This is a genomic window from Prosthecobacter sp. (assembly GCF_044236155.1).
Classification (GTDB): domain Bacteria; phylum Verrucomicrobiota; class Verrucomicrobiia; order Verrucomicrobiales; family Verrucomicrobiaceae; genus Prosthecobacter.
The window spans coordinates 1-17,232 of the sequence record NZ_JBIIHA010000032.1 but is presented as its reverse complement, the minus strand read 5'-3'; the positions used below and the strand labels follow the sequence as shown (position 1 = coordinate 17,232).

General features: G+C 60.7%; 10 protein-coding genes. 3 read left to right on the top strand and 7 right to left on the bottom strand.

Features of this window, described 5'->3' with window-relative positions; all coding sequences use genetic code 11:
- Nucleotides 1-9 precede the first annotated feature (9 nt).
- The 3 genes from ACILSE_RS20130 (at nt 10) to ACILSE_RS20120 (ending at nt 6,401) form a co-directional block, all read left to right on the top strand.
- Nucleotides 10-3,444 (top strand): DUF1553 domain-containing protein, encoded by a 3,435-nt coding sequence (locus ACILSE_RS20130; RefSeq protein ID WP_395719233.1) that lies wholly within the window; start codon nt 10-12, stop codon nt 3,442-3,444.
- A gap of 72 nt (nt 3,445-3,516) precedes the next feature.
- Nucleotides 3,517-4,857, top strand: a complete 1,341-nt coding sequence (locus tag ACILSE_RS20125; protein WP_395719232.1) for a DUF1501 domain-containing protein — start codon at nt 3,517-3,519, stop codon at nt 4,855-4,857.
- A gap of 32 nt (nt 4,858-4,889) precedes the next feature.
- Complete coding sequence (locus ACILSE_RS20120) at nt 4,890-6,401, top strand: PPC domain-containing protein (protein ID WP_395719231.1); 1,512 nt, start codon at nt 4,890-4,892, stop codon at nt 6,399-6,401.
- Here ACILSE_RS20120 and ACILSE_RS20115 read toward each other — a convergent pair.
- The 7 genes from ACILSE_RS20115 to ACILSE_RS20085 form a co-directional block, all read right to left on the bottom strand.
- Entirely contained in the window at nt 6,385-9,960 is a 3,576-nt protein-coding gene (locus tag ACILSE_RS20115; protein WP_395719230.1) for a hydantoinase B/oxoprolinase family protein, read from the bottom strand. The genes ACILSE_RS20120 and ACILSE_RS20115 overlap by 17 nt on opposite strands.
- Nucleotides 9,957-10,676, bottom strand: coding sequence for a tetratricopeptide repeat protein (locus ACILSE_RS20110; RefSeq protein WP_395719229.1), 720 nt, complete (start codon nt 10,674-10,676; stop codon nt 9,957-9,959). The genes ACILSE_RS20115 and ACILSE_RS20110 overlap by 4 nt, the downstream gene beginning before the upstream one ends.
- Nucleotides 10,677-10,702: 26 nt before the next feature.
- Nucleotides 10,703-11,137 carry an NYN domain-containing protein gene (locus ACILSE_RS20105; RefSeq protein ID WP_395719228.1) on the bottom strand — a complete coding sequence of 145 codons (435 nt, stop codon included), beginning with the start codon at nt 11,135-11,137 and terminating at the stop codon, nt 10,703-10,705.
- Nucleotides 11,138-11,210: 73 nt separating this feature from the next.
- A complete protein-coding gene (locus ACILSE_RS20100; RefSeq protein ID WP_395719227.1) occupies nt 11,211-12,008 on the bottom strand; it encodes a PIG-L deacetylase family protein in 798 nt (265 codons plus the stop codon).
- Nucleotides 12,009-12,053: 45 nt separating this feature from the next.
- Nucleotides 12,054-12,944, bottom strand: a complete 891-nt coding sequence (locus ACILSE_RS20095; protein WP_395719226.1) for a sugar phosphate isomerase/epimerase family protein — start codon at nt 12,942-12,944, stop codon at nt 12,054-12,056.
- A 75-nt stretch (nt 12,945-13,019) separates the two neighbouring features.
- A complete protein-coding gene (locus ACILSE_RS20090; RefSeq protein ID WP_395719225.1) occupies nt 13,020-13,934 on the bottom strand; it encodes a dihydrodipicolinate synthase family protein in 915 nt (304 codons plus the stop codon).
- Between the two features lie 66 nt (nt 13,935-14,000).
- On the bottom strand, nt 14,001-16,952 hold the full coding sequence (locus ACILSE_RS20085) for a PVC-type heme-binding CxxCH protein (RefSeq protein WP_395719224.1): 2,952 nt from the start codon (nt 16,950-16,952) through the stop codon (nt 14,001-14,003).
- Nucleotides 16,953-17,232: the final 280 nt, after the last annotated feature.

The following is a 17,232-nucleotide window of genomic DNA, read 5'->3' as shown; positions in this document are numbered from 1 at the left end:
GCGACGCTCATGATCCGCCGACTTTTACCTTTGATTCTCATCACCTCGCTCGCTGCAGAGGAGAAAACGCGTGTGCCCACGGCCCAGGCGATGGGTTTGCTGAAAACGCAGTGCATGGGCTGCCACAATTCGGAGAAGAAAAAGGGCGATCTCTCGCTCGAAACACGTGAAGCGGCTCTCGAAGTGATCAAATCGGGCAAAATCATCTCCTCGCTCACGGCGGAGGGGGATGAGCACATGCCGCCGAAGAAGCAGTTGCCGGAAAAGCAGATCAATCTGGTCAAATCGTGGGTGCAGGCCGGTGCGGCCTGGGATGTGGCGGCGTTGAAGAAGTTCGGCGAGCTGACTCCGGCGGACAAACTGGCCACTTTGCCGCCCGGACATGCTCCAGCGACGACTTTGGCGCTCAGCGCCGATGGCAAATGGCTCGCGGCAGGCATTGGCAATCGCGTGGTCGTGCGGGATGCCAAAACGAAGGATTTTCCGGCCGTCGCGACGCTGGAAGGGCACAAGGATGTCATCCAATCGCTCGCCTGGAATGGCGACGGCACGAAGTTGGCCGCGGGAGGTTATCGCAGCGTGCTGGTGTGGAATTCGGCCGATTGGAAAATCGCGAACACACTCGCCGCGCCGCTCGAAGGCCGCGTGACGGGCCTGACCTTCCTCGCTGACAAATCGACGCTGATCCTCGCGGACGGCCCCACGGGCGTGAAGGGCGTTTTGCATCGTTGGAAGCTAGGCGAGCCAAAGCCGGCGCAAACCATCGACGCGCATGCCGACAACGTTTTGAGCATCACGCTGAGTAAAGACGGCAAACAGATCGCCACCGGCGGCGCAGACACCCTCGCGAAAGTTTGGGATGCGGCCACGCTGAAGGAGATCGCGAAGATCGAAGGCCATGTCGGTCACATCACGGCGCTCGCTTTCAATCACGATGGCAAATGGCTCGCCACCGGCAGCGCGGACAAGGAACTGAAGGTCTGGGACATCGCCACGAAGGAGATGCTGATGCTCCTCGGCGACAAATCCGCCCCCGTGAACGCCGTGATGTGGTCGCCCGACTCCACCGCGCTCACTTACCTCACCGACGCCGGTGCCGTCTTCAACATCACCGAGCTCAAAACGCATGACGGCGTTCGCCTCGCCTTCACCAGCGGCAAGTCGAAGAAGCTTACGACGCTCGAAGGCGTGCCGTATGCGGCGCTGTTGAATGCTGAGACCAAAACAACCTTCGCCGCGCTCGACAGCGGCAAGGTCGTGCAACTCGATGAGAAGGCGAACGTCACGAAGCTCACCTCTGACATCTCACCTCTCACTTCTAACACTCCGAAGCTCTCCTACACCCGCGACATCCTCCCGATACTCACGAAGGCAGGCTGCAACCTCGGCTCCTGCCATGCGAAATCGAGCGGGCAGGCGGGTTTCCGGCTCTCGATCTTCGCCTTCGACACGAAGAGTGACTTCATGGAGTTCGTGAACGATTCGCGTGGCCGTCGAGTCTTCCCCGCGCTGCCGGAGGACAGTCTCATCCTTCAAAAAGCCACGGTGCGCGTGCAGCACGAAGGTGGGCAGCGATTTGAACCGGATTCGGCATGGGCGAAGACGATCGCGGACTGGATTCGCCAAGGCATGCCCTACGAGACGGCGAATCAGCCCACGCTGGCCGAAGTAGCGATCACGCCGAGCGAAAAGACGTATCGCAAAGGCGAGGAGGTCGCGCTGAAGGTCACGGCGAAGTACAGCGACGGCTCGACGCGCGATGTGACGGACCTCGCGGACTACATCTCGACGGAGAAAGCCATCGCGGGCGTGGATGAGAATGGAAAAGTCAAAGCCTCGACCGAAAGCGGCGAGACGGTCATCGTGGCGCGTTACATGGGGCAGGTGGCGATCTCACGCGTGGATGTGCCTGCGGAGAAACTGCAGCCTGCGGAGCGCTACGCGAAGCTGCCGGTGCGCAACGAGATCGACAAGCTCGTCTATGCCCGCCTGCAAAAGGTCGGCTACCTGCCGAGCGACACGTGCAGCGACGCCGAGTTCCTCCGCCGCACCTCGCTCGATACCATCGGCATGCTGCCGAGCGTGGAGGAGGCTCGCGCTTTCCTTGCCGACAAAAACCCGTCGAAGTATGAGCAGTGGATCGATCAACTGCTCGAACGTGCCGAGTGGGCCGATCACTGGGCCATCAAGTGGGGCGATCTCATTCGCCCGAACCCATCGCGAGTCGGCGTGAAGCCGGTCTATCTGCTCGATCAGTGGATTCGGCAGTCGTTTCGCGAAAACAAGCCGTGGAACCGCTTCGTGACCGAGCTCCTGACCGCCGAGGGCAACACGCACAAAAACGGCCCCGTGGCGATTTGGCGTGACAAACGCGAGCCCATCGACGCCGCGACCTTCATCGGCCAAATTTTCCTCGGGGTGCGTTTGGAATGCGCGAAGTGTCATCACCACCCAACGGAGAAGTGGGACCAGACGGACTACTACCAGATGGCGGCGTTCTTCACGCAGATGAAGCGCAAGGGCCAAGGCATCTCCGCACCGATCAGCGGCGAGCCGGAGCAGATGTGGTTCGCGCCCGGCACAGCCAGCATCGAGCATCCCGTCACCAAAGTGTCGCTCAAGCCGCGTCCGCCTGCCGACAAGGAGATCCCCATCGCCGAATCGCAGGATCCGCGTGCGGTGCTGGCCGATTGGATGACGAATCCGAAGAATCCGCACTTTGCGCACGCCATCGTGAACCGCGTGTGGTCCAGCTTCATGGGCCGCGGCATCGTCGATCCCGTGGACGACTTCCGCGCGTCGAATCCACCCACCAATCCCGCGCTGCTCGACTGGCTGGCCGCCGACTTCGTGCAGCACGGCTACGATTTGAAGCATCTCATGCGCACCATCATGCGTTCGCAGATTTACCGCCTCAGCAGCCTGCCGAACGAGACCAACGCCGCCGATTTGAAGAACTACAGCCGCAGCTACCGCCGCCGCCTGCCTGCTGAAACGCTGCTGGATGCCGTCTGCGCCGTCACCGAGGTCAAAGAGGCCTTCTCCGGCATGCCGCCCGATGCGCTGGCCAAGCAAACCTGGAATCACAAACTCGAAAGCCAGTTCATGGACGCCTTCGGCCGTCCAAACGCCAGCTCCGAGTGCCCCTGCGAACGCGATGCCAAACCCAGCGTCGTGCAAGCCCTGCACCTCATGAATTCCAACAAGCTGCAAGAGATGCTCGTCAGCGCCAAAGGCCGCGTGGCGCGCCTCGCGAAGAGCGACGCCAAGCCCGAGCAGATCATCGAGGAACTTTATCTCGCCTGCTTCTCACGCCTCCCGGATGCCGAGGAAATGGCAATTGCTCGGAAAGCGATTGATGTCGGCGTGCAGAATCGTCAGGCCGGCATCGAGGATGTGCTGTGGAGTCTGCTGAACTCGGCGGAGTTTGTGTTTAACCATTGATGTGGGCTTTTTTTCCGCATTCGCAAGAATCGCATCCTGCGCCCGTAGTTTCCGGGTCTTTTCCCCCAAAGAATGTCCCGCATCACTCACAACTGCGCCGGTCACAGGCGCCGCGATTTCTTGAAGCTCGGTCTGACCGCGGCTGGCGGTGGCTTGGGCTTTACCGATTTGTTGAGAGCCAAGGCGATGGCTGCTTCGGCACCACAACCTTCGATCGGCAAGCCGGTGAACTGCATCCTGATCTGGTTGGACGGCGGACCCTCGCATTACGAAATGTTCGATCCGAAGCCTGACGCGCCCAGCGACATCCGGGGCGAGTACAAGCCCATCAAGACCAGCGTGCCGGGCGTTCATTTTTCCGAGAGCGTTCCTTATCTCGCGAAGGCGGCGGACAAGTTCACGGTGCTACGCAGCGTGACGCACAAGGATCCGAACCACGGCGGCGGCAATCACTACATGATGACCGGTGCGCCGACGCCAGTGCCTGTCGGCTGCGGGGCATTCGTGACCTTCCATCCGTCGTTTGGAAGCGTGGTGAGCTACAAGCGTGGCGTGCAGAATGGACTGCCCGGCTACATGACGCTGCCGAGCATCACACGCAGCGGCGGACCTAATTTCCTCGGGGCTGAGCATGCCCCGTTTGTCGCTGGCGGCGATCCGAACTCGAAGGGCTTCAAGGTGCGCGATGTGGTGCTGCCATCTGACATTTCCGAGGCACGCGGCCTGTCCCGTCGTGAACTGCGCATGTCGCTCGATCGCATGAAGCGTCTGAACGACGCCGTGGCGGAAGATCCCGCAGTTAGCTTTGACACCTTCTATGGCAAGGCGGTCGATCTGATCGCCTCCAAGCCAGCGCAAGAGGCCTTCGACATCAATCTGGAGGACGAGAAGACTCGCGATCTCTATGGGCGCAACGATCTCGGTCAGCGCATGCTGCTGGCGCGTCGTCTCGTCGAAGTAGGCGTGCCCTTTGTCACCGTGAACTACGGCGGCTGGGATCATCACCGTGAGCTGTTCAAGACCTGCAAAAGCGAGTTCATGCAGAAGTTTGACCAAGGACTTGCCGCTTTGATTACCGACCTGGAACGCCGTGGCCTGCTGGAAAGCACACTCGTCGTCACCCTGGGTGAGTTTGGCCGCACGCCGAAGATCAACAAAGACGGTGGTCGCGATCACTGGCCTGGCGCGATGAATATCCTCTTCGCCGGCGCAGGTGTGCCTCGTGGAGGAATCGTCGGCGCCACAGATCCCAAAGGCTACTACGCGAGTGATAGCATCTACTCGCCCGAGGACTTTGCGGTCACGCTTTACACGAAGCTGGGCATTGATCCGCACCAGATTCTGCACACGAACACCGGACGGCCCGTCCAGCTCATCAACGGCGGCCGGCCCATCCGTGAACTGTTCGCGTGAGACCGGTGGCAATGACGAATGCTGAATGTCGAATGACGAGCCGAGCGCAGCGAGACAGACTGCCGCAGGCAGCCCGAAGGGAAGCGAAGCGCATCAATGACCGGCGTGTGCTGGCATTCGTCATTCTGCTTTCGTCACTCGTCATTCCAGCAAGAGCGGCACCACCGGGTTTGGAGAATGTTTTTCCCGCAGGAGGGCAGGCCGGTCAGCGTGTGGACATCACGGTGGCCGGGAAAGACCTGGAAAAGACATCTCCACAGGCCTGGTGCAGCGAGCCAAAGATCGCCGTTCTGGCTGGCGACAAGCCGAAGAAATTCGTACTCGGCATCGGATCTGATGTTCTGCCTGGGCCGTATCTTTTGCGCTTGTTCACCAACGATGGAGTCACGCCGCCACGCATCATCGAGGTGGGCAAACTTCCAGAGCAGCTCGAAAAGGAACCCAACGATGCCTTCGCGGATGTGAAGAGCGTCGAACCCGCCATGAACGTCACGTTCAACGGCGTTCTGGAGAAGGCTGGTGACGTCGATGGCTTCGCCTTGCGCGTCCAGAAGGGCAAGGTGGTCACGCTCGAGCTGCACGGTTATGCGCTGGGGTCGCCGATGGACCCGGCCATGCGGCTGCTTAGCGACCGTGGTGTTGAAATCGCTGGCGGTCATGACACGCACAACCTCGATCCGCGCATCCAGCACACGCCGACGGCTGATGGCGTGCTGTTTGTGCAGGTGTTCGCCTTTGCGCATCCTCCGGCGGCGGATGTGGCGCTGAAAGGCAGTGCGAATCACGTCTATCGGCTCACCGTCACCGACGGTCCTGGCAAGGCTCCGCCTGCGGACGAAGCCAAAGCACTGACGATTCCCGCCAGCATCAACGGCTGCATTGCCAAGTCGCGGGAGGAGGATGCTTACACCTTCACCGCGAAGAAGGGCGACGATTTGCAGTTCACCCTGCGTGCCCAGGCGCTGCGCAGCCCGCTGGATGCCACGCTGCGCATCGAGGATGCGGATGGCAAAGTTCTGCAACAGGCCGATGACGGTGAAAAAGAGAATCTCGACCCCGCATTGCGCTGGAAGGCTCCGAAGGATGGCTCATTCAAGCTGGTGGTTGCCGATCGTTTTCATCAAGGCAGCGCCGATCATGCTTATGAACTCGCGGTGAAACCGTTCGCGCCCTCGTTGTCAGGCACGCTGGACACGCACGCTTACGTTCTGGCCGCAGGCAAGACGGTGGAAGTGAAGCTCAACGTGAAGACGAGCGGCACCTTCAGCGGCAAGATTCAGGCCAAGGCGACGCAACTGCCTGCTGGTGTGACCGCTGATCCCGTGGATGTGCCCGCGAAGGGCGGTGATGTGAAGCTCACGCTGAAGGCTGCGCCTGAAGCTGCCGTCAGCCAGGCTCCGTTTGCCGTCGAGATCGTCACCAGTGCGCCAGATGCGGTGCAGACGGTGCTGGCGAGCTATGCGATTCCATTCACCGAGCCACGAGGCGATCTGCTCATCACGTCAGACACGCATCCGTGGCTGACGGTCACGGCGAAGAAGTAATCGCCGGTCCCCAGCCGCCACCGCCGGGGGTTTCGATGATCACACGGTCTCCGGGTTGAGTGTCGAAGGTGGTGCAGCCATCAAGCACCTTGCTGCTACCGTCGCGAATCAGTGTCTGACGTCCAGGCATGCCGTTTTGACCACCGTGCAGGCCAAAGGGAGTCTCCACACGATGCTGGGTGAGCAAACTGACTGTCAGCGGCTCCACGAACTCGAACTCGCGGATCACGCCGTCGCCACCATTCCACTGTCCACGACCACCCGAGCCGCGACGGATGGCAAACTGCCGCAACCGCACTGGATAACGCTGCTCCAGGATCTCTGGATCGGTGATCGCCGTGTTGGTCATGTGCGTGTGCAGGCCTGAAGTGCCGTGGTGTCCTTCGCCCGCGCCGGAGCCGCCAGCGATCGTTTCGTAGTAGCCGAATCGTCCACCGCCAAAGAGAAAGTTGTTCATCGTGCCCTGACTGCAGGCCTGAAGGCCGAGCGCTTTGATCAAGGTGTCCACGAGTCGCTGGCTGACCTCCACATTCCCACCGACCACGGCCGGGCACTGCGCTGGATCATCGACGAAGGTGGGGCTCAGCAACGAGATGGGCGTGATGATCTCCACCGGATCGAGCAGACCTTCATTCAAAGGCAGGTCCTCCTGAAGCATGAGCCGCATGACGTAGAGCACGGCACTGCGCACAATCGCGTTCGTGGCGTTCAGATTGCGCGGATGAACGTCCGCGGTGCCGGAGAAGTCGATCACGAGCTTCTTTTTCGATTTCCGCATCGAGACGACGATTTGCGAGCCATCGTCGAGTTTTTCGGTGGCTGCGATGGTGTCGGGCAGACGGCCGATTTGACCGCGCATGACGGTCGCCGAGTGATCCAGGATGCTTTGCATCGTCGCTAGCAGCGAATCGCCCGCCAGAGCCTGCAAACGCTCCACACCATGGAGATTCGCGGCCAATTGCGCGTGCAGATCGGCGAGGTTGTCGGCCAGATTGCGTGTGGGATAGGGCGCTGAGCTGAGAAGTTGGCTGATCTCATCGAAGCACGAGGTTCCGCCGCGAATGAGATGTCGTGGAGCGATGACGACGCCTTCTTCGATGAGCCGCGTTGCATTTGCGGGCATCGAGCCGGGTGAAATGCCACCGATCTCAGCATGATGTGCTCGATTGGCGATGTAACCGATGAGGACGCCCGATGAATCATGCACCGGCGTGATGAGTGTGACATCAGGCAGGTGCGAGCCGCCGAATGCGGGATGATTGGTGATGATCGTGTCACCGGGCAGCATCGGCACGGCTTGGGCGACTTCACGTACGCACACGCCGAGTGCTCCGAGATGCACAGGGATGTGCGGGGCGCTGGAAAGCAGCCGTCCGTGCGGATCGAGCAGCGCGCAGGAGAAATCGAGCCGCTCGCGAATATTGGTCGAGATCGCAGTGCGGCAGAGCAGGGCACCCATGTCGCTCACGATGGCGTGAAAACGATGGCGCAGCAGGTCGCGTTCGAGGGCCGGCAGTGTGGTGGTCGTTTTTGCCTCCTGGTGAAGCACATGTCCGAAACCTTCGACCTGCGCGACACTCCAACCCGGAGCTACGACAATCGTGCTGAAGGCGTCTTGGATCAGCGCGGGTGCTGGAACGATGGCTGTGCGTTGCTGCAGCGTGGAGATGGCGGGAGCATCGCCCTCCTTGATGATGACACGAACGCTGACGAGTTCGATTTCACGACTGGCAGGTGGTGCGTAGCCAAACAGGCGCTGGTAAGCATCACGAAAGAGCTGCGGGAGGTTGGCCGGATCCTCAAACTGGACCTGAATGGGCGTGTCCTGGCCTTTGAGGCGCAGTTCGGCGATCTGGGTGGTAGTGTCAGACTGGTCCGACCATTCCGACAGGCCCGACAAAAATGCAGCCAAAGGAATGCGGTACTCTTTTTCCACGATGCGTTCCGGCACGGCCTCTTGCAGACCGACGGCGCTGAGGATGCCGGCGTGTTGTGGGACGAGGATGGTTTGCATGCCGAGGGCGGCGGCGACTTCGCAGGCGTGTTGCGGCCCGGCTCCACCGAAGGCGAGGAGCGCATGATCAGCCGGGTCGTAGCCTTCTCCGATGGAGATGCGGCGGATGGCGTCGGTCATGTGCTCGATGGCGAGGCGGAGGAGGGCGTGCAGCAATTCCTCATCGCTCATGGTGCCGTCGGTTTGGGCCTGAAGCTCACTCAGACGACGTCTGGCGGCTTCGACATCGAGCGGAATCGGCGCTTTGGCCGGATCAAAGCGGCCGAGCAGCAGATTCACGTCGGTGATGGTCAGCGGGCCGCCTTTGCCGTAGCAGGCAGGGCCGGGATTCGATCCCGCGCTCTCCGGGCCGACGGCGAGTCCATGATGCGTGACGCGGCAGATCGATCCGCCGCCAGCGGCAACGGTTTCGATGGCGACACAAGGCGCGAGGAGTTTCATCCCCGCGACATCCTGGCTGAAACGATACCCTGGACGCGTGTCGATGCGTGCCACGTCTGTGCTCGTGCCGCCCATGTCGAGCGTGATGATCTTGGTGATGCCCAGCCTGCGTGCCGCGTTCGCAGCGCCGATGGCTCCACCGGCAGGTCCGCTGAGCAGCATGTCTTTGGGGCGGATGTCTTCGGCGGTTTTGAGGCCGCCGGCACTGGTCATCACGCGCATGTCAGGCGAGACGCGGCGGATGCCATTCAAAAACGACTGCACGGGTTCGTTCAAGTAAGCGTCTGCCACGGTGCTTTGCGCGCGTGGCAGCAGTTTGGTGAACGCGGCCGTCTGGTGGGAGAGCGTTAGGTGCGTGAAGCCGCATTCACGCAGGATTTCAGCGACGCGTAGCTCATGCTGCGAGTGTGGATGGCCGTGGAGGAGACAAATGGCCGCCGTGGTGATGCCTTTGGCGATGCAATCGAGCGCGGAAATCCGAACGGCGGCCTCATCGAGAGGTTCGAGAACGTCTCCAGTAACATCGAGCCGTTCCGGCACCTCGCAGACGATTTCGTGGAATACAGGGCGCGGTTCATGTCGGAGTGCGAAGAGATCGCTGCGGCGCTGGTCGCCGATTTGCAGGAGATCGCCGAAGCCTTTCGTGATGAAGAGCGCGATGCGGCCGCCTTTGCGCTCCAGCAGCGCGTTCGTGGCGCGCGTTGTGGCGATGCGAAGGCTCAGCGGCGGGAAATCACGTCCTGGCGTTGTGTTGGTGAGGATGCGGGCACCGAGCACGGGTGCTTCCTCACCCGTGGTGATTTCCAAAAGCGTTCCTGGTTGCCAGGCAACGGGGTAATCAAATGTGATAGAAGACGTGGTGGCGTCGAAGGAGGTGACGATACGGGAGTCGTTGTCTCCAATCGCTTTGATTCGAAAACCGACGAGGAACGCGTCGGGAAGGGGAGGAAGGCCGGAGAGGCGGGCAGGAGTTCCGGCTTCACTCAAGATGGCGCGGAGATGGCCGGTGGAGAGGACTTTGCAGCGGGATTCGCGGCCTTGCGGATCGAGAGCGTGGCAGTCAGTAAAAGTGCCGCCCGTGTCGGCTGCGATGCACCACTTCACGGCTGCTTGGGCTGGTCTTTGGGCGCGTTGAGATCCATGTCCGGCACCCAGCGCAGTTCTTTGAAGGCGTCGTAGTAGGGCTCGCAGGCGGGGCCTTTGAACACGGCGACGCCGCGTTGGACCCATTCGCCGGCCTTGGCCTTGTCTCCAAGCTCAAAGGCGAGCGCCGCCTTGCTGAAGTAGTAGGCGGGTGTGTCGTCCATGAAGGTGAAGCTGTCCGCGATGATCTGCTCGGCTGCGGCACGGTGGCCGAGCTTAAGCTCACACAGGGCGCGTTTGTAATGCACGAGGTGGCGGATGACCATAGGCAGCTTCGGGAAATCTGCGGCGAGTTTGGTGAAGGACTGCAGAGCGGTCTCAAAATCGTGCTTCACGAAGAAATACTCGGAGAGGTTGAACTTCGGAAGCGGGCTCTGCGGCTCGAGTTCAGCGGCTTTCTGGAACTGCGGCAGGGCGAGATCGAAATCGCGGCGGCGGGGTGCCAGGTAGATGTCACCGCGCAGGGCGTAGATGTCAGACAGGTTCGGGGCGAGCTTCTCGGCCTCGTCGAGTTTCGCCAGCGCGTCGGTGTAGCGGTGCTGCACGCGCATCTCGCGGGCTTCCAGGAGGATTTTTTTCACCTCGTCGGACACCTTGGGGCGCTCGGCGGCAGGCTCCTGCGCCAGGAGAGACGAAAGGCCGGTGACGAGCAGGAACGAAAGGAGGCGATGTTTCATGACGGAGGTTAGAACGCGAATTTGAGTCAGGCAAGGCGGCTGCGCATGCTGGCTTCAGCCGAGTCGCACATGCTGCGAAGGATTTCCGGACTCAGCCAGTCCGCGCCGAGTGACAAAATCGTTTCACGCACCATTCCATCCGCCGAAACGACGCGCATGGGCCGCTCGCTGGCGTATTTGGCGACAAGACGCTCGATGATGGTGTCCGCCGTGGTTCCTGGGTCGGCGTAGATGATTTGCAGGCCGTCACGCTCCCGCTCCTCGTTGGTACCCTGCTTCGCTCCGTCAAAAACGGCCACGACCTGCACGCCCGTCATGTCCTGGAGGTTGCGCAGGCGTTTCAGCAACTCCGTGCGGGCGAGATGGCGTCGCGATGCGACGATGTGCTCCTTGCGCAGTTCCGGCCAGGCGTGGATGACGCTGTGGCCGTCGATGATAAGGTAGGAGAGCGGGGAGGGCATCGAGCCCAGTTTCAAGTTTCAGGTTCCAAGTTTCAAGCTCTGCCTCTTCTCTGAGACAACTTGGAACCTGAAGTCAGGCAGGAATCGCCCGTGCCTTTTCGTAGTCTTCGTTGATGAGGCAAAGATCGCCGAGGGCCGCTTTGAGCGGGTCGATATCCTTCGCGCTGAAGCCGAGGTGCAGGTGTCGGCGCCAGCCTTCGGCGAAGTTAAACTTGCCGGAGAGCCGTCCCACGGCACGGGATGCCTCGTCCATCGTGATGAGATAGGAATCCATGCCCTGGGAGACATCGAGCCAGTGTTTCTGGCTTTCGTGGGCGGCCAGAGCGTCGCGCTTGCGGGTGTGAACGGTCGTCGTGTCCACAAAGGAACCTGCCATGAGTTTTTGACGGAGCGGATCGCACAAACCGTGGGGCATGGCGTGATAGACGGTCACGTCATGCGAGTAGGACGGCAGGTGCGGGTCAGTCTGGAAGTTCGGAATGCAGTGCGCGAATGCAGCGGTGACCGCCAGGCGGCACGCGGCCATGTGATCCTCCATGTAGTCTTGCGGCGAGTGGGTCAGCACGATGTCCGGCTTGGCCATTCGCACGACGGCGGCGACTTGGCGCAGGTATTTCACGTCGTAGGTCAGCTCCAGGTCATCGCAGATCGGCGGATAGAAGGTGGCACCGAGGATGCGGGCGGCTTCCTTGCCTTCTTCGAGGCGTTTTTTCGTCGTGGTTGGCCCGTCCATCTGCACGGAGCCGCCGTTGCCGGTGCAGAGGTTGATGTAATGCAGGTCCCAGCCGCGCTCTTGGAGGAGAAGCATGGTTCCGGCGGCGACGAACTCGATATCGTCAGGATGGGCGAAAATGGCGAGGACGGAGGGCATCGTATGAAATGACGAAACCAGAATGACAAATGTCGAATGGATGGATCACATCGCGAAGATGGTGTCCATGCGCTCGGTGAGCGTTTTGAGGCCGTTCGGGTTGATGCCGCCACGTTGCTCACTAATCGCCCAGCCGGTGTAGCCAATGCTGTCGAGCGCCTTCATGATGGCGGGCCAGTTGTTGTCACCCTGTGTCAGATCGCAATCGAAGCCCTTCCACACGCCCTCGTCCTTCATCTTTTTCGTGCTGTATTCTTTGACGTGGATGCGGTTGATGCGTTTGCCGAGGACCGGAATCCAGTGCTCCGGCCAGCCGTAGCGCAGCACGTTGCCGATGTCGAAGTGCCAGCCGACGATGGGATCGCCGATTTCATCGAGGAACTTCACCGCCTCGATCGGGCTTAGGATGAAATTGTTCCAGACGTTCTCGATGGAGATCTTCACACCCAGTTCCTTTGCCAGCGGCACGGCCTTCTTGAGCTCGGCGATTGAGCGCTCCCAGGCGGCCTGATAATTGACTTCTTCATTCACAACGCCAGGAACGACGAGGATGGAGTCGGCGCCGTAGGCTTTGGCATCGCGCAGGGTTTGCAGCACGCCTTGCAGGCCCTGTTCGCGGATGGCGGCGTCGTTGTGCGTCAGCGTCTGCTTCCAATGTGTGTGGCAGCACACGCTGGCGGCCTGCAGGCCGGACTGGCCGAGCGCGTCGATCACCTCCTGCTGGTTCATGCCTCCAGAAGGCTCCACGCCTTCGTAGCCGGCTTCCTTCGCGGCTTTGTATTTCTCAATGAGCGTTCCCTTGATGCCAAGCGTGCCGCCCATGATGGCCTTGCGCAGCTTGCGCGCGGGTTTGGCGGCTTCTTGGGCGACGCTACCAGCGGCGGCGAAAAGAGCGGTGGATGTGATGGATTGCAGGAAGTGGCGGCGGTTGGACATGACGCGAGAATACGGTGAGGGAAGCCGTGAGTTGTCACCGGAGTGTCAAGTAAACGGCAAGTAGGCCAGACGGCCTCAGCCATTCTTTGCGAGCAGCGCCTTCGCGGCTTTCTCGATCTTCGGCAGCAAATTCTCCGGCAGACCGCTCAGCAGCGGGAGAACAGGGCCGGTGTTGGCGACGCCAGCGAGTTCGACGGCGTGATGCAGCACGAGGATCGGGCTGTGCGCGTTGCGCAGATCCTCGAGGCCGACAAATTCCTCGCGGATGGCTTCAGCGGCTGCGTAGTCCTTGTTCAGGATGGCCTTCAGCATGGCGGTGGAGCGGGAGGGTGCCACGCACACGCAACCGGCGGTGAATCCGGCGACGCCGAAGTCGCGCATGTGAATAATGGCCGGTTGTTCGCCGATGCCGCTGATGACGATGTTTGGATCGACAAGCTTGAGCAGTTTCTTGAGATACGGGTCCTTCTTCGGGTCTTCCTCGACGATGGCGTATTTAATCCAAGAGATGAGGCCATCGTTGACGAGATCGGCGGCGAGTTCAGGCGTGATGTACGCACCGTCCTTGATGTAGAGCACGGCCTTGATGCCGGATTTCTCCACGAAATGACGGACAGCGGTGGCGACACCGGCTGGCTTTGACGGGAAGAGCGTCGGCAGCAGCATCGCGGTGGGGAAGGCGAACTCGGTCAGGATTTTCGCCTGATCCATCGCGGTGCCATACATCGGGCCGACGGAGGGCACGATCCACATGTCCTCGGGCGCGAGTTCCTGGAGCATGCGAAGCATCGAGTGATATTCGCTGATGGCGATGTTGTAGAGGTTCGCATTGCCGCCGTACAGCAGCGTGCGGATGCCACCCTTGTACATGTGTTTGATCAGGCGGTTGTTCTGCGACTTGCTCAGCGAAAGGTCCTTGTTCCGGCAAAGCGGCGGCACGGCGATGACCGACGACTGCAAATCCTCAAAAGTAACGGGGGTGGTTTTCATGACTGGCTCACAGGAGCGCGGAGAGTGGGGGCTGCAAAGGAAAACAAGCCCGGTTTCACGGGAGGATCAGAGTCCCTCGATGAAGCTAATGAGGTCCGCCATGTCCTCGACGGTCATGCCTGTCTCCAGTCCCTCCGGCATCAGACTCTGGCCGCTGGAGCTGCTGCCTTTGATTTCGCTGCGCTGGAGTGTCTTCTCGATGCCGCCCATCATTCGAATCGTCATGCTGCTGGCCGTGTCGTTCGTTATGATGCCGGACAGCGTCTGTCCATCCTTTGTGTTCACGGTGTAAGCGATGAACTGCGATGCCACTTCCTTGTGTGGCTCCAGGATTGCCGTCAGCAGCGCCTCGCGCCCCTTCGTCTTCACCGTGATCAAATCCGGGCCGACCGCGAGTCCGTTTGTTCCCGCTTTGTGACAGGCCATGCAGCGCGCCATGTAATGCACCTGCCCCTTTTTGGCATCGCCCTTCGCCACGATGGCCGGCTTGAATTTTGCCGTTACTTCCTCACGTGACGGCGGAATCACCGACGCCAGCGCAGTTTTCGCCGCCGCTGCCACTTGCGGGGACTTGTGCTTGATGAGCGCCTGCACCTGAGCCGCCGAGAACGCCTCCGGCTTCACCACCTTCGCCTCCAACAAGGCCACCGCCCGGTCATCGCGGGCCAAAAGTGCCTCCAAGGCCGCACTTTGAGCCTTCGGGCCATAGTGCGGCGAATTCCCAATCAAAGCCGTCGTCACCGCCGTCGAGCTATTCTGCGCCAAAACACGAATCGCTGCTGTTTGGACGCTCTCCGGCTGCTTTTCGCCGAGGCAGGTGATCAAGGCATCGAGTGACTCTTTGGAGGAACTTACGCCGAGGAGTTCGATGGCGTCGATGCGGGCGGATGCGGCGGCTTGAGCGCTGGCCGCGGTTTGCGCGGCCTTGGTCAAGATCGCTGCCAACTTCCCATCGTTGTCGGCTTTGCTGAGGCTGGAGCCAGAGCGACGCAAACCATCGCCGAGGGCCTTCACCCAGCTTGCTTTGACCGGTTCCTGAGTCACCGCCGCGATCAACGAATCCGTGTCTTTGGCTTCAGCCGCGGAGAGCATGATCAGCGACTCGACGAAGGCTGGCTCGAGTTTGCCCAAATCACTGCGGAGTTGCTCAAACAACCCGCTTCCCGCGCCGCCGAGCACGGCAGCGCTCATCCACTTTCCGTTCACGCTTTCACGAGCCATCTTGGCAAGCCACGCATCGCGTGAAGCACTCTTCGGCGCGGCCAGGGCGGTTTGAAAACGCACTCGCGGCGAAGCATCGGCCGCCAGCGAGGCTAACGTGGCGTCATCCAGTTTGGAAACACGACGCAGCGCTGCCTCACGCACCTGTGCATCAGCATCCTTTGCAGCGGTGATGACGTTCACGAAGCTCAAAGATCCGAACGTCTCCAAGGCATTCATGGCATGCAACTTCGCCAGCGCATTTTCTCCGGTGAGCACCTTCTCCAGAAGCGGCACGGCGGTTTTGTCCTGACGCTCGAAGAGCAAACGCTGCGCGGTGTCGCGGTGCCAGCCATTGGGATGGCTGAGGGTCTTCACGAGGTCTTCGGTGCTCGCGTTGGCGAGAGTGACCTTCTGACCGATGCGCTCGACGCCTTTGTCCGGCACGATGCGATAGATGCGGCCACGATCATTCCCGTTGTTGAGGTCGATGTGCTTTTTGATCTCATCCGGGATGCTCCAGGGATGCTCGATGACCTCGCGATACATGTCGCAGATGTGCAGGCAGCCGTCAGGAGCATTCGCGAAGTTCACGACGCGGACCCAGGTGTCTTTGGAGGCGGCGAATTCAAAGCCGTGTTCGTCGGCGGGGCGTTCGCCGATCAAGGAGATGCCGTCGGCGCTGGGTTTGATGATCTTGCGATGCACGAGCTGGCCACCGGCATCGCCGGAGAAGCTGTTGTTCAAGAAGTCGGGACCGTAGGCATCGCCGCGATAGATCGTGGTGCCTGTGGCACCGGTAAAGTATCCGCTGACGCGTCCGCCACCCTCGACCGCGCCTTTGACCACGCCAGCGATGCGCCAGCGCGTGCGGATGATGCGCCAGGGCTCGTCCGGGCTCAGACGGAAGACCTCCGCTGCGCCGCCATCGACCGCGATGCTCTGTCTCGCAGGCGGCATCTGATAGTAGGGATTGCGGTTCGCATACTTGTCGTCGTAAACCCAGTATTGAAGGTGGTCGCTGTTCGAGCAGCCGAACTTGCGGCCGTAGTTGTCGAAGCTCATGCCGTATTGCGCGCCACCGCCTTCGAGGCCGAATTCGAGCGTGCGCGGATCAAACCAGAAGTCCTTCCCACCGAGTTCGATGCCCTTCAAATCGCCACGCTTGGGCGAGGTGATGACGCCGCGGTTGCCGCCACCGGCGAGCACATGCACGCGATTGTCCTGTCCCCATTGGAAACTGTTCATGAGTCCCTGCACGTTGAGGATTTTCAGCCCGGTGCCAAAGCCGGTGAAGACCTTCTCGCGCACCTCGGCCTTGCCATCGTCGTCCTTGTCCTCAAAGCGCCAGATGTCCGGCGTGGCGCCGACAAACAGGCCGCCATTGGCCCAAATGAGGCCGGTGGGCCAGGGCAGATCATCGGCGAAGACCTGGCTGGTCTCGTAGTAGCCGTCGCCATCTTTGTCCTCGAGCATCGAGATGCGGCCGAGATGCGGCGTCACGTCCCGCATCTCGCTGTAGTCGATCATTTCGCAGACAAACATGCGCCCGCGCTCGTCGAAACAGATCGCAATCGGATCACGCACCTGCGGCTCATGCGCGGCGAGCTGGAGCTTGAAGCCCTTTTTCACCTGCCAGGTGCCGATGGCGTCCTTCGGCTCCACGGCGGGATAACGCGGCAGATCTTTGGCCGGATCGACGGCGACGGGGTTCTTCGTTTCGCCGTAGGCCTTGGCGTAGGTGGTCTTCGTCACGATTTTGTCCTGCGCGGAGAGCAGAGGGCTGAGAGTGAAGAGGAAGAAGGCGAGCCGTTTCATCAAGATATGATACGGGAAACTTCTCCGAGCATGAAGCACTGAAAATACCTGATCGTGATATTCTTGTGATAGCCCCCCGTTCCGACGAGCATTCCATCGCGAAGTGTATGGATATGGTACCCAACACGATTTGAAGACGGAATCTATAGAGAGCCCTAGGGCGTGTTTTAAAATTGGTTTCTGAGGGATAAAGTGCAGATGGCAAGAAGGACAAAAGCCATGAATGAAACATCGGTTTTGTCATACCGGGTGGCCACGCGTTGCATGCGTTTGATCTTTT

Coding starts and splice junctions, on each gene's coding strand:
- ACILSE_RS20095 (WP_395719226.1), bottom strand. CDS start 12,944: ATGTCCAACCGCCGCCACTTCCTGCAATCCATCACATCCACCGCTCTT.
- ACILSE_RS20090 (WP_395719225.1), bottom strand. CDS start 13,934: ATGAAAACCACCCCCGTTACTTTTGAGGATTTGCAGTCGTCGGTCATC.
- ACILSE_RS20130 (WP_395719233.1), top strand. CDS start 10: ATGATCCGCCGACTTTTACCTTTGATTCTCATCACCTCGCTCGCTGCA.
- ACILSE_RS20085 (WP_395719224.1), bottom strand. CDS start 16,952: ATGAAACGGCTCGCCTTCTTCCTCTTCACTCTCAGCCCTCTGCTCTCC.
- ACILSE_RS20105 (WP_395719228.1), bottom strand. CDS start 11,137: ATGCCCTCCCCGCTCTCCTACCTTATCATCGACGGCCACAGCGTCATC.
- ACILSE_RS20125 (WP_395719232.1), top strand. CDS start 3,517: ATGTCCCGCATCACTCACAACTGCGCCGGTCACAGGCGCCGCGATTTC.
- ACILSE_RS20100 (WP_395719227.1), bottom strand. CDS start 12,008: ATGCCCTCCGTCCTCGCCATTTTCGCCCATCCTGACGATATCGAGTTC.
- ACILSE_RS20110 (WP_395719229.1), bottom strand. CDS start 10,676: ATGAAACATCGCCTCCTTTCGTTCCTGCTCGTCACCGGCCTTTCGTCT.
- ACILSE_RS20120 (WP_395719231.1), top strand. CDS start 4,890: ATGACGAGCCGAGCGCAGCGAGACAGACTGCCGCAGGCAGCCCGAAGG.